Source organism: Streptomyces sp. MUM 2J, assembly GCF_022414535.1.
In the GTDB taxonomy this organism is placed as follows: Bacteria; Actinomycetota; Actinomycetes; order Streptomycetales; family Streptomycetaceae; genus Streptomyces.
The window spans coordinates 33,115-46,022 of record NZ_JADWYM010000028.1; the positions used below are offsets into that span (position 1 = coordinate 33,115).

Below are 12,908 nucleotides of genomic sequence, written 5' to 3' on the forward strand. Positions count from 1 at the left end.
GGCGTCAGCCTGTGGCCGGTGCGTCGATCCGGGCGAGCGTGCCGTCGAGGTAGGCCGCGCGGGTGGCCCGGCGCTGGATCTTGCCGCTGGAGGTCTTGGGAATGGTGCCGGCACGGACCAGGACGACATCGTGCACGTGCAGGCCGTGGGCGTCGCCGATCGCGGCACGCACCAGGTCGGTGATCTTCTCGATCTCACCGGCCGCGTCCGGGTCCGCCTCGGCCACGAGCACCGGCTGTTCGCCGCCGGCAGCGGTGTCTGCGGAGAACGCGGCGGTGCAACCGGGGCGCAGCGCCGGGTGGGCGAGCTCGGCCGCCAGCTCCAGGTCCTGGGGGTAGTGGTTGCGCCCGTCGATGACCATCAGGTCCTTCAGCCGGCCGGTGACGAAGAGTTCGCCGTCGTGCAGGAAGCCGAGGTCGCCGGTGCGCAGGAAGCGGCCCGTGCGGCCGGGGAGGGTGGCGCGGAAGGTCTCGCGGGTGGCGAGGGCGTTGCGCCAGTAGCCCTTGGCGACACTCGCGCCGCCGACCCAGATCTCGCCTGTCTCCCCGTCGGGCAGCTCGGTGCCGTGATCGGGGTCGGCGACGGCGACGGCGACGCCGGGGCCGGGCCGGCCGCAGCCGATGGTCGCGGCGTCCTGCTCACCGAAGGGGTCGGTGGCGAACCGGGTCGCGGGGGCGGTCTTGGTGCCGCCGGTGACCATGAGGGTGGCCTCGGCCAGGCCGTAGCAGGGGTAGAGGGCTTCGCGGCGCAGGCCGGCCGGGGCGAAGGTCTCGGTGAAGCGGCGCAGGGTGGCGGCCCGGACGGGTTCGGCGCCGTTGAAGGCGACCCGCCAAGAGCCGAGGTCGAGGCTGTCGACGAATTCGGGGGTGGCGTGCCTGAGGGCGAGTTCGTAGGCGAAGTTGGGACCGCCGCTGGTGTGTGGGCGGTAGCGGTGGACGGCCGTGAGCCAGCGCTGCGGCTGCTGGAGGAAGTGGAGTGGGGAGAAGAGGGTGGCGGTGACGCCGAGGTGGACCGTGTTCAGGACCGGGCCGATGAGGCCCATGTCGTGGTACATCGGCAGCCAGCTGACGAACATCTCACCGTCGTGCTCGGCGATCGCCTCCGGCGTGTGGCCCATGCGGTCGGTGATGACGTGCTGGTTGTCCAGGAGGTTGCCGTGGGTGACGGCGACGCCCTTGGGAGCCGAGGTGGAGCCGGAGGTGTACTGGAGGAAGGCGACCGTGTCGGCGGTGAGGTCGGGCTCACGCCAGGCGCCGGCCGCGTCGTCGGGTATGTCCTCGGTGGCGATCCAGGTGAGGCCGGCGGTCTCGGGCAGTTGCTCCGCCATGGCGGCGAGGGAGGCGATCACCTCCCGCCCGCCGAGGATCACCTTCGCGTCGGAGTCGGCGATCAGGCGCCGCATCCTGGTCAGTGCACGGTGGTTGTGTGCGCGGCCCTGCGGGGGCACACCCGGTACGGCGACGACGCCGGCCGCGAGGCAGCCGAGATAGCCGCAGACGAACTCCAGGCCCGGCGGGTGGAGCAGCAGGGCCCGTGCCCCGGCCGGCAGTCGGTCCTGGAGCCAGGCGGCGACGGCGCGGGACCGCAGCGCCAGTCGCGCGTAGGACATGTGCTGGATCTCTCCGTCGCTGTCGCCCGTGACGAGGTAGCGGTAGGCGATGCGATCGGGATGCTCCGAGGCATGTGCGGTCAGCAGATCGATCAGGGATCGAGCCATAGGACGAGTCTCACCTGTCTGAATGAGTCAGCGAGGGAACTGGAGTTCGACATTCATGTCGCGTGGGAGCGTGCACCCCCTCCGCGCCCGGCCCCCTTGCCGGACCGCCCGTCTCGGCGAACCGCCCGGGGAACTGTGGTGGCACGCATGCCTGTTCCCCGCCCCGCTCGGCTTGCTACCAACGAGTAGAACCCTAGCAAGTCCCTGGGTACGACGCGTCGAGGGCAGGTAAACCCTGTGTGTCCAAGCGAGTTGACCGGCTGCACGCCCACCGCTCACGGCCGGCCGGGGCTGCCGGAAGACGGGTCGCGGGCCGGCGGCGGGCGGGCGCGGCGGCTGTGCGCGACTGCCCCGAACCCCCGAACGGCGGAACGGTCCGATCGGTCCTATGGTGCTGTTATGGAGCACGCACTCAGTCCCGCGACCCTCGCCGAGCTGCGCCGTCCGCGGCCCTATCCGGCGGTCTCCGTGCTGACGCCGACACACCGCCGGGCCCCCTTGAACAGCCAGGACCGCGTCCGGCTGCGCAATGCCGTGGCCCAGGCCAAGCGGCAGCTGGAGTCCGATCCCGCGGTCACCCGGGAACGCCGGGCGGACGTCGTCCAGGAACTGGACCGTGCTCTGGCCGAGGTCGATCTGGCCCATGCCGAGGACGGTCTGGTGATCTTCGCCGCCCCGGGCGAGCACCAGGTCTGGTCGCTCACCCGGAGCGTGCCGGAGCGTGTGGTGCTCTCGGACACCTTCCTCACCCGCAACCTGGTCTCCGCACAGGTCTCCGAGCGGCCCTTCTGGGCCCTGTCGGTCTCCCCCGACCGCGTCACGCTGTGGAGCGGCGGCGTCGACCGGGTCACGGAGGAGCACGTCGGCGGCTTCCCGCTGACCCGCAGCCGGCAGAACTTCGACGCCGAGCGCCAGGAGCGGATCGGCGACCAGCCGAGCATCTTCCGCGACGAGAACACCCGGCAGTTCCTGCGGGAGGCCGACGCGGCGATGAACGGCATCCTGCGCGACGACCCCCGCCCGGTGTACGTCACCGGCGAGCAGGCGGCGCTGTCCCTGCTCGACGAGGTGGGCAGCGTGGCCGGGTACGCGGTGCAGCTCCCGCACGGCGGCCTCGCCCACGGCACGCCGGAGGCGGTGTGGCAGGCGGTGCACCCCGTGCACGAGGCCGAGCAGCGCAGACAGGCCGCCGAGGTGGCAGGCGAGCTCACCTCCGCCCGCGGGCACCGCACGTTCGCGGCCGGCGTCGACGAGGTGTGGCAGAACGCCAGAGAGGGCCGCATCCGGCTGCTCGCGGTGGAGGAGAACTTCAGCATGATCGTCCGCGGTGTCGGGGACCACCTCGAACCGGCGACGAGCGGGGACCCGGACGCGCGCGAGGACATCGTCGACGAGATCGTCGAGCAGTGCCTGGAGACGGGTGCGCAGGTCCGGTTCGTACCGGACGGCACCCTGGGCGACGCGACGGGCATCGCGGGCGTCCTGCGCTACTGAACGAGGGGGTGCGACGCTCCCCTCCCGGCGCCCCCGGAACCCGGTGGTCGTACAGTCGTGCGAGCCGCACCTCCCCGTCCCGACCCGGCAGCAGCCGGGCGGGGCGCGGCCGGGGGTGCGCGCGAGACCGGGGAAGGGGCCGACGGAGCGTGTCCGAACTGCTGGGGGTGGCCGTGCTGGGCGCCGGCCACATGGGCGCCGATCACATACGCCGTCTGGACCGCGGTGTGAGCGGGGCGCGGGTCGCCGCGGTCGCCGACCCCGACACCCGCCGCGCCGAGGAGGCGGTGGCCGGGATCGAGGGGGTCCGGGTACACGAAGAGGCGGAGGCCGCGCTCGACGCCCCGGGCGTGGACGCCGTCCTCGTCGCCTCGCCCGGCCCGGAGCACGAGGAGGCGCTGCTCGCGTCCTTCGCGCGCGGGCTGCCGGTGCTCTGCGAGAAGCCGATGGTGCCGGACTCCGCGGGCGCCTGGCGGGTGGTGGAGGCGGAGGCACGGCTCGGGCGGCGGCTGGCACAGGTCGGTTTCATGCGCCGGTACGACGCCGAGTACCTGCGGCTGAAGGCCCTGCTGGACAGCGGTCGGCTGGGACGCCCGCTGATGCTGCACTGCACGCACCGCAACGTCTCCTCGCCACCCGGGTTCACCAGCTCGATGCTGGTCGACAGCTCCCTCTCGCACGAGATCGACGCGGCCCGCTGGCTGCTCGACCAGGAGCTGACCGCGGTGACGGTGCTGCGCCCGCGCCCCTCGGCAACCGCCCCGCAGGGACTGGTCGACCCGCAGTTCGTGCTGCTCGAGTCCGAGCAGGGCGCCCTGGTCGACGTCGAGGTGTTCGTCAACTGCGGCTTCGGCTACCAGGTGCGCTGCGAGGCGGTGGGCGAGTCCGGCTCCGCACGCATCGGCGAGGACCGGGGCATGCAGGTGACCGGTGGCGGCGACACCCGCCTGGAGGTCCCGCAGGACTACCTCGTCCGCTTCGCCGACGCCTACGACCGCCAGGTCCGGGCCTGGGTCGACGCCACCCGGTCCGGCGGCGTCACCGGGCCCTCGGCCTGGGACGGCTACGCCGCCGCGGCGGTCGCCGAGGCCGGGGTGCGGTCACTGGAGGGCGGCGGGCGGACACCGGTCGTCCTGGCCCCGCGCCCACAGCTCCATGCCACCTGAACACGCGACCGACGAACGCTCGATCGAGTGTGTTCGCGAGGCATCCGACGACCCGTCATATTCCTTACGTAGGATATGACTTGAGGCCCACGACAGCCCCAGCCGGAAGCCCGGCGCACCCGGTCCACGAAGACTCTGACATATGCCAGACGCATCACCGGATCGTGTGTCGCCAAATCCCTTACACGGCATCGCGGGCTGTGCAACAGTCGTAACGGTCCACTCGTCGGCCCTGGCCGTACCGTCCCCGCATCGGAGTGCGTCATGCCGTCCCATCTCTCTGCGGACCGCCCAGCCGCCCAGCCGCCCGGTCGCGGCTCGGTGGACGCGCTGATATCGCAGACACGACGGCTCAAAGGCGACGTCGACGCCGTACGGCGGGACGCGCGCAGTGACGGCTCGGACCCGCGCGAACGGTGGCAGCGCGCACTCTACGACCTGGCCCTGCACCAACTGCAGGATCTCGACACGCACTTGGCGCAACTGCAGGAGGGGCCACCGCCCGATGCCGCCCCCGGCCTCGATCCGGGCCCCGCGGCACCGCCGCCCGAGGGACTGCTGAGCCGGGTCGGCAGTGCCGAGTGGAACCTGCTCACCGACGAGGCCACCTGGTCCGGCGAGTTGTACCGCATCCTCGGCCGCTCACCGGCGACACCCCCGCTCACCCTGGACGAGCTGCCGTCGCTGGTGCTCGACGAGGACCGGCCGAAGCTGGCCGCGATGGTCACCGACTGCCTGATCGACGCCAAGCCGATCGACGGGGAGTTCCGTATCGTCCGTCCGGACGGTGGGACTCGCACCGTGCACATGATGGGCGAGCCCGTGCTGGACGCCGACGGCGGCACCACCTCCATGTGGGCCGTGCTGCGCGACGTCAGCGAACTGCGGCGCAGCCGGCGGGCGGTGACCGAGATGTGCGACTCGCTCCGGGGCCACCGGCACCGCACGCGGACGGAGCAGGGCGTGGCGGCCGAGTTCCAGGAGGCGGTACCGCCCCCCCGGCACGGCTCCCTGCGGATCCCGCGCCCGGGCCCGGGCGCCCTCGATCTCGCCGCCCACTACCTGCCCGCCTCCACGGACACGCCGACCGGCGGGGACTGGTACGACGCGCTGGAGGTGACCGGCGGCGAGACCCTGCTCAGCGTCGGTGACCTGGCCGGTCACGGCCCTGCCGCGACCTCGAACACGGCGTCGCTGCTGGGTGCGGTCCGCGGTATGGCGATGACCGGCACCCAGCCGGGCCCGCTGATGGCCCTGCTCAACCAGTTACTGGACGCCACCGCGCAGCCGACCCTGGGCAGCGCGCTGTGCTGTCGCTACCGGCCGGCCACCCGCACGCTGGTGTGGGCGCAGGCCGGACACCCCGGTCCGCTGCTCTTCCGCGGCGGGACGGGGCGCCGGCTGGAGGCGCCGGACGGCGTCCTGCTCGGCGCGACGCCCGGCGCCTCCTACGGCCAGGCCGAGGTGCTGCTTCGGCCCGGCGATCTGCTTCTCCTGCACACCGACGGGCTGGTGCCGCGCCACGGCCCTGCGACCGCGGGGCCCCGTCTCCTGGACCTGGCGCCCCGGCTGGCCGGGGCACGCACCGCGCAGGACTGCGTCCGCGTGGTGGTCGAGGAGTTCGGCACGGGTGAACGGGAGGACGACGCCTGCGTGCTGGCGGCGAGGGTGACACCGTGATCTACTGAGTGCGCGCGGTGATCTGCCGAGTGCGCGGGCCTCGTCGCCCGTGCGCTCGCTGTGCCGTGCGTACCTCGGCTGTGTACTCGCGGTGCCGTGCCTCCGCCGCCGATGCGGTAGCGGTGCTCTTCTCCGTCTGTGCGTCCGCCGGTGCGTTCCTATGCCTGCGTGCTCGCGGTGCCGCCGCGGCCTCCCCTCCCCTTGGGCAGCGCCTGCATGATCTCCTCACGCAACTGCTGGATCCTCGGGTAGCCGGCGTACTCGACGGTGAGGCGGTACATCTGGCGGAGCCGGTCCCAGGTGCGGCGGGAGGAGTTCGCCCCCATCGACATCAGCGCCAACCGAGCGTACCGGTCCGCCTGTTCGGGGTCGTCGGCGATGAAACAGGCGGAGGCCATGGAGAGATGGTCGAAGATCTTCGACCGCTCCCGCCCGTCGATGCGCAGCGCCAGCGCCTTCTCCGCGTAGTACTGCGCGTGTGCGGCGGCGCCCGGTTCGAACTCCGCCAGGGTGCGGTAGGCCAGGGCCTGCATGCCGTACAGATCCTCGTCCTTGAAGGTCTGCATCCAGTCCGGCGGTTCGAGGTCGTTGCGGTCGGAGACGAAGAGGTCCTCCGCCTGTCCCAGGGTGCGGCGCATCGCCTGGCCCTTGCCCATCGACGCCTGCGCCCAGGCCTCGATGGTGTGGAACATCGCCCGGGTGCGCGGCAGCACCTGCTCGCCCGAGCCGGAGTGGGCGAGCTTCATCAGGTCCAACGCCTCGTCGGGCCGGCCCAGATGCACCATCTGGCGGGCTGCGCGGGAGAGGGCCTCGCCGGCGCGGGGCCGGTCACCGCCCTCCCGCGCGGCGTGGGCGGCGATGACGAAGTACTTCTGGGCCGTGGGTTCGAGACCGACGTCGTGGGACATCCAGCCCGCGAGGACGGCGAGGTTGGCGGCGACGCCCCACAGGCGCCGCTGGAGATGGGGAGGGTGCCGGTAGGCGAGCATGCCGCCCACCTCGTTGAGCTGTCCCACCACCGCCTTGCGCTGCAGCCCGCCGCCGCGGGCCGCGTCCCAGGCGCGGAACACCTCGACGGAGCGCTCCAGTTCCTCGATCTCCTCGTACCCGATGGGGGCGGCCTCGTAGCGGTCGAACCCGGCGGGGTCGGCATGGAGGGGACGGTCGGTGACGGGGGCGTCGGCGGTCAGGGCAGGATCGGTGTGGAGCCAGTCGTACATGGCGCTGCTGAGTGCGGAGCCCGCGGCGAGCGCGGCACCCGCGCCCACCAAGCCGCGTCGGTTGAGCATGAGGTCCATTCCCGTGAATTCGGTGAGGACCGCGGCAGTCCGCTCGGGCGCCCACGGCATGCCGTCGGGATGCTCCATGCTCCCGCCGCCCTGCCGTTTCCCCGCACGCCCGCGCCGCACCAGACCGAGGTCCTCGATGGTCACGACACGGCCGAGACGCTCGGTGAACAGGGCCGCCAGCACCCGCGGCACCGGATCGCGCGGGATCTCTCCCATGTCGATCCACCGCCGCACCCGTGAGGTGTCGGTCGACAGCTGGGGGTGGCCCATGGCCGCCGCCTGCTTGTTGACCAGTCTCGCGAGTTCTCCCTTGGACCAGCCGGCCAGGCCGAACAGGTCCGCAAGGCGGGTGTTGGGTTGTCCGCTCACGTCAAGCCCCCAGGTTCTCGGCTGAGTTGACACTAGCCCGGGGTAAGTTGCCGGGCGACTATTCGCCAGGGTTCGCCAGGGTGCGCCAGATGGTGTGCCACCGGGCACCGGGTGTCAGGTAGGAGTGCGCCACCCCGACCCGGCCGCCGCCCGATCCGACGGGCGCACTCCCCAGGGTGCACCCGGCGGCCGGGCCGGGGCAGCGTTTCGACGTCCGGCACACGAAGGGATCTGTCTCGCCCATGTACGCAGCATCGTCCTCCGTGTCCGCCCCGCCTCGTCCGCTGCGACCGCGTCCCGCGGCCACCGGCCCCTACCTCGAACCCGGGCGTCCCGCGGCCCCGGTCCTCGGTGCCGCTCTCGGCCGGCGTCCCGCCGGGCTCGGTGCCCAACCGCTCAGCGGGAGGCTCGACCTGTCCGGCCCTCAGGGGTCCCAGCTGCGCGCGGCGATCGCCTCCGTGCACCGCATCTGCCCCGAGTTCACCCCGGTGCAGGTACTGCGCCGCAGTGGACGGTCCGTACTCCTGGTCGGAACGACCGGTCGCAGCACGGCTGTGGCGAAGTGCTTACTGGACCACTCCCCCGTGTGGGCGGAGCGCTACCGGCACGAGATAGCGGCTTATCGCACGTTCGTGCGGCACCGACCCCCGGTGCGGGCACCGCGGCTGGTCGCGGCGGACCCGGACAACTGCGTCCTCGTGGTGGAGCGGATGCCGGGACGGGTGGCAGCTCTGCAACGGCACCCGGTGGACGCACCGCCGCGGGCGGACATCCGTGCGGCGCTGTCCGCCGTCTGCCGTCTCAACGCCTGGCGGCCCCCGGTGGGCACGTTCGACGCCCCGCTGGACTACGCGGCGCGCATCTCCCGCTACCACGAACTGGGGCTGCTCACCGACCGGGACCTGGGCGACCTTCAGAAGCTGCTGCACGGCATCGCGCACGCGGCGGGCCGCGGCGGCACGGGCCAGTTCTGCCACGGTGACGCCCTGTTGTCGAACATGCTCCTGTCACCGGCCGGTCCCGTGCTGGTGGACTGGGAGCACGCGGGCTGGTACCTGCCGGGCTACGACCTCGCGACGCTGTGGTCGGTGCTCGGCGACGCACCCGTCGCCCGCCGGCAGATCAGCCAGCTCGCGCAGGGGGCCGGCCCGGCGGCGCGGGACGCCTTCCTGGTGAACCTGATGCTCGTCCTCACGCGTGAGATCCGCACGTACGAGACGGCCGTGCAGCGTTCGATGAACGACACGCCTCCGGCGGCCCCCGGAGCGGGCCCCCAGGGTGCCGCGCCGTCCGGCGAGGAGCAGCGGCTGCTGCTGCGGCGGCTGCACGACGACTGCCAGCTGGCCCGCCGGGCCGTGCGGGCGGCGGTCGGAACCCGCTGAGGGAGAGCTGAGGGAGAGCTGAGGGAGAAGGAGGCCCGCGGTGCCGCTGTGGAGCGGCACCGCGGGCCTTCGCGTGTCCGCGCCACGGATCACGGGGCACGGGGCACGGGGCCGGGCACTGTCGCCACGGGTCGGGCCGGCCGCGTCCTGCGGGGAGCGTCTTTGGTGTAGTCCGGTGATGCGCCACCGGGCAACGGGGTGGCGTCGCGAAACTCGCCCCATCCCCTGCTGCCATGGGAAATCGGCCTGTCGTGGGCGTGATTGACGGAACGTCGGAGAGCCGGTACCGCTGACCGGGTTCGGCCCCGCGGCCCCCGTCACGCCCCACCGTCCCAGGAGGCAGCATTGCGAGGATCCGCCACCGCCCCCCTGTCCGCGCCCCGTCGCAGACGCACGCGCAGAGCCGTCGGCACGCTCGCGTCGACAGCTCTGCTGCTGCCCCTGCTGGGCGCCGCACCGGCCCCCGCCACATCCGCCGCGGGCCGTCTCCAGCGTGCGTTCGCCGCCGCCGCCACCGAGTACCACGTGCCGCAGAGCGTCCTGCTCGGCGTCGCCTACCTCCAGTCCCGGTGGGACGGGCACGGGGGCGCGCCGAGCGTCACCGGCGGGTACGGCCCGATGCACCTGACGGACGCCCGCACCGCGCTCCGCTCGGCGTCGCACCACGGCGAGGGCACCGAGGACGCGCGGGGCGACGCGGCACGCCCCGCACCGGCCCCGGCGGCCCGGGTCCCCGGGCCGGCCGGCCTCCCGGCCCGGCTGCGGACCCTGCCGAGAGCCGCCAGGCTGACCGGGATCGCGGCCGCCGAGCTCCGCACGGACGAGGCCGCGAACATCGCGGGCGGGGCGGCCCTGCTGGCCGCGGCGCAGCGCGCACTGGGCGAACCGCTGAGCGACGACCCGGCGCAGTGGTACGGGGCGGTGGCACGTTTCTCCGGCGCCGACGACAGTGCCACGGCCGCCGTGTACGCGAACGACGTGTTCGAGGTGGTGCGCACCGGTGAGGCGCGTGTCACGGACGAGGGGCAGCGGGTGGTCCTGGCCGCCAGGCCGGACCTGGTGCCCGACACGGCCCAGCTGGGACGCACGGGCCTGGGGGCCTCCTCGTCGGCGGGCACCGAGTGCCCGGCGTCGGTGGCGTGCGAGTGGGTTCCGGCTCCGTACGAGGAGTTCGGGGGCGACGACTACGGCAACCACGACCTCGGCGACCGTCCGGCCTCGCAGAGCATCAGGTACATCGTCGTCCACGACACGGAGGGTCGCTGGGACGGCGTCCTCGGTCTGGTGCAGGACCCGACGTACGTCTCCTGGAACTACACGCTGCGCTCCACCGACGGGCACGTGGCCCAGCACGTGAGGGCGAAGGACGTGGCCTGGCACGCGGGCAACTGGTACGTCAACGCCAAGTCGATCGGCCTGGAGCACGAGGGATTCCTCGCGGATCCGGACTCCTGGTACACGGAGGCGATGTACCGCTCGTCGGCGCGGCTGGTGACGTACCTCGCGGCGCGGTACGGCATCCCGCTCGACCGGCAGCACATCCTGGGCCACGACACCGTGCCCGGCCCGACCGCCGGCACGGTCCCGGGCATGCACACCGATCCGGGCCCGTACTGGGACTGGCGGCACTACTTCGAGCTGCTGGGTCACCCGCTGCAGCGCACGGGGGCACGCGACGGCGCCGGCCTGGTGACGATCCTCCCCGAGTACGCGGCGAACCGGCCGGTGTACACGGGCTGCACCGCGGGCGGGGGGACCTGCCCCGCGCACGGTTCGAGCGAGGTGCGCCTGTACTCGGACCACGACGAACACTCCGCCCTGATCGAGGACATCGGTCTCGGCACCACGCCGACGACGGGCGTGAACGACCTGTCCTCGCGGGTCTCGACGGGCCAGCGATTCGCGGTGGCGGACCGCTGGGGCGACTGGACGGCGATCTGGTACCTGGGGCAGGAGGCCTGGTTCCGCAACCCCGCGGAGCAGCCGACGGCGGTGCCCTCGACGGGCCGGATCGTGACGCCGAAGGCAGGCACCGCGAGCGTCCCGGTGTACGGCCGGGCCTATCCGGAGGCCTCGGCATACCCGGCGGGGGTGCCCGCGCAGCCGCTGTCCCCACTGCCGTACAGGCTGCTCGCGGGGCAGAGGTACGCGGTCGGTGACGAGGTACCCGGCGAGTACTACTACGCGGTCACCTTCACCACCGGCTCGCACCGGGTGGTGGTGGGCGAGGACCTCTACTACGAGATCCAGTTCGGACGCCGCGTCGCGTTCGTGCGCGCGGCCGACGTGCAGGTGATGCCGTCGGCCGGGTGACGAGGGCGGGGCGCGGGCCTCAGCCCTGCTGGAACAGTTCCGCGGGCAGCGGCTTCAGCAGGGCGTACAGGTCGTCGGTGATGGGCCGGTCCCAGGCGGCGATGGTGACCTGGACGTTGTCGCTGCGGTCGAACTGGACGCAGGAGATACGGGACTCCGACAGCTTCAGCCGGCGCACGATGAGGAGGTTGTCGCCCTGCATGACCGGCACGTCCTCGGCGCCGACCACGGTCACCTCCTCGTCGTTCTCCAGCGCCAGCAGGAGCTGGGCCACCTCGAAGGGGATCTCCCCGTCGGCGATCTCGCGGGCGGGGGAGCCCTCGGGGAGGTTGCCGATGATCATCGCGGGGCCGCGGCCGCCGAAGAGGTCGTAGCGCAGGAAGACGCCCTGGCAGCTGCCGTCGGGCGCGGGCAGCAGTCCGGCGCCGAGATTGCCGGGCCAGTCGCCCGGGTCCATGGCCAGTACGTCGAAGTCGGGCCCTGCGGGAGTGGCGCTGCGGCGGCGGAGGAACGACATGCCGCCATGGTACGTGTCCCGGTCCCGTCCGTGCCGCGCGGGCGAGGCCGTGATCACCGCCCCTCGCGTCCGTCGGCGCAGGCTCGGGCCGTGTTGTGGTGCGGGGCGTGACACCGGGCATCCCGGGCGCGATCGCCGCAGGAGGGGCCGCACCGCTCCTGCCGCGGGTGCTCCCTGAGGCAGCGGCGGACGCAGCGGGGGCCCGGCGGGGCGGCAACCCGGCTCCTCCGGGGCGGCACCCGCGCGGGCGCCGCCCCGACGGTCCCGGTGACCCACGCCTGCGGTGACGGCTCCCCGCGCGCCCGGCCGGCCCGGCGGGTCACGTCAGGTCGAACTCGCCCTCACGGGCACCCGACACGAACGCACCCCACTCGGCCGGCGTGAAGATCAGGGAAGGGCCCTCCGGGCGGCCGCTGTTGCGCATCGCGATGAAACCCTCGACAAAGGCGATCTGGACATCCCCCAGCCCTCGGCTGCTGGACTGCCATTCGGCGTTGCTCAGATCCAGTTCCGGCTTGTCCCAGCCCATGACCAACTGCTGCTGGGTGGTGCTCTCGGCCACGTCCGTGCTCCTCCCGAATCCGTCGTCCGCGGCCAGACTAGCGATCGCGTCCCACCGCCGACAGGCCACATGAGGTGGACGCTCCGTGGCCGGACCCCGGCGCCCGGCGCCCCTGACCGCCGCCGCTCCCCTCACCGAGGAAGGCCAGCACGCGCCGCACGAACCCCTCGGCGTCGTCGAGCCACGGACAGTGCCCGGCGCCGGGCTGGACGACGAGGGGCGCGCCGTCGCCGCGGACGTGGTGGGCGAGCTCGGTTCCGTCGGGTGCGGTCAGGAGCGGCATGAGCCGATCATCATGGCAACCGGCGGCAGGTCACAACGGATTTCCCGCGGCCGGTGGTGGGACACGGCGAGAAAGTGCAGGCGGACCCCTTGCGATCGTCCCGGCGGACTGGATTACTGATCCCGAGAACTCGACC

The 12,908-nt window shown here is 73.0% G+C and carries 10 protein-coding genes; 5 read left to right on the plus strand and 5 right to left on the minus strand.

What is annotated here, in order from left to right; genetic code table 11:
• Positions 1-4: 4 nt before the first annotated feature.
• A complete protein-coding gene (locus I3F54_RS21665) occupies positions 5-1,717 on the minus strand; it encodes a fatty acyl-AMP ligase (RefSeq protein WP_240120499.1) in 1,713 nt (570 codons plus the stop codon).
• A gap of 399 nt (positions 1,718-2,116) precedes the next feature.
• Between I3F54_RS21665 and I3F54_RS21670 the strand changes: the two genes are divergently transcribed.
• From I3F54_RS21670 to I3F54_RS21680, 3 genes are all read left to right on the plus strand, one after another.
• The gene (locus I3F54_RS21670) at positions 2,117-3,211 is read left to right on the plus strand and encodes a chemotaxis protein (protein ID WP_240120500.1); all 1,095 of its coding nucleotides are present in this window, start codon (positions 2,117-2,119) and stop codon (positions 3,209-3,211) included.
• A 149-nt stretch (positions 3,212-3,360) separates the two neighbouring features.
• Positions 3,361-4,377: a Gfo/Idh/MocA family protein gene (locus I3F54_RS21675; protein WP_240120501.1), complete on the plus strand. Its 1,017-nt coding sequence runs from the start codon at positions 3,361-3,363 to the stop codon at positions 4,375-4,377.
• A 264-nt stretch (positions 4,378-4,641) separates the two neighbouring features.
• On the plus strand, positions 4,642-6,057 hold the full coding sequence (locus I3F54_RS21680) for a PP2C family protein-serine/threonine phosphatase (protein ID WP_240120502.1): 1,416 nt from the start codon (positions 4,642-4,644) through the stop codon (positions 6,055-6,057).
• Between the two features lie 158 nt (positions 6,058-6,215).
• Here the strand turns inward: I3F54_RS21680 and I3F54_RS21685 are convergent, their stop codons facing one another.
• Positions 6,216-7,715 carry a hypothetical protein gene (locus I3F54_RS21685; RefSeq protein ID WP_240120503.1) on the minus strand — a complete coding sequence of 500 codons (1,500 nt, stop codon included), beginning with the start codon at positions 7,713-7,715 and terminating at the stop codon, positions 6,216-6,218.
• Positions 7,716-7,957: 242 nt separating this feature from the next.
• Between I3F54_RS21685 and I3F54_RS21690 the strand changes: the two genes are divergently transcribed.
• Positions 7,958-9,097: an aminoglycoside phosphotransferase family protein gene (locus tag I3F54_RS21690; RefSeq protein ID WP_240120504.1), complete on the plus strand. Its 1,140-nt coding sequence runs from the start codon at positions 7,958-7,960 to the stop codon at positions 9,095-9,097.
• Positions 9,098-9,442: 345 nt separating this feature from the next.
• Positions 9,443-11,410, plus strand: a complete 1,968-nt coding sequence (locus tag I3F54_RS21695) for an N-acetylmuramoyl-L-alanine amidase (RefSeq protein ID WP_240120505.1) — start codon at positions 9,443-9,445, stop codon at positions 11,408-11,410.
• A gap of 19 nt (positions 11,411-11,429) precedes the next feature.
• Here the strand turns inward: I3F54_RS21695 and I3F54_RS21700 are convergent, their stop codons facing one another.
• From I3F54_RS21700 to I3F54_RS21710, 3 genes are all read right to left on the minus strand, one after another.
• Complete coding sequence (locus tag I3F54_RS21700; protein ID WP_240120506.1) at positions 11,430-11,927, minus strand: hypothetical protein; 498 nt, start codon at positions 11,925-11,927, stop codon at positions 11,430-11,432.
• A gap of 319 nt (positions 11,928-12,246) precedes the next feature.
• On the minus strand, positions 12,247-12,489 hold the full coding sequence (locus tag I3F54_RS21705) for a DUF397 domain-containing protein (RefSeq protein WP_240120507.1): 243 nt from the start codon (positions 12,487-12,489) through the stop codon (positions 12,247-12,249).
• Positions 12,490-12,526: 37 nt separating this feature from the next.
• A complete protein-coding gene (locus I3F54_RS21710) occupies positions 12,527-12,772 on the minus strand; it encodes a hypothetical protein (RefSeq protein ID WP_240120508.1) in 246 nt (81 codons plus the stop codon).
• Positions 12,773-12,908 lie beyond the last annotated feature (136 nt).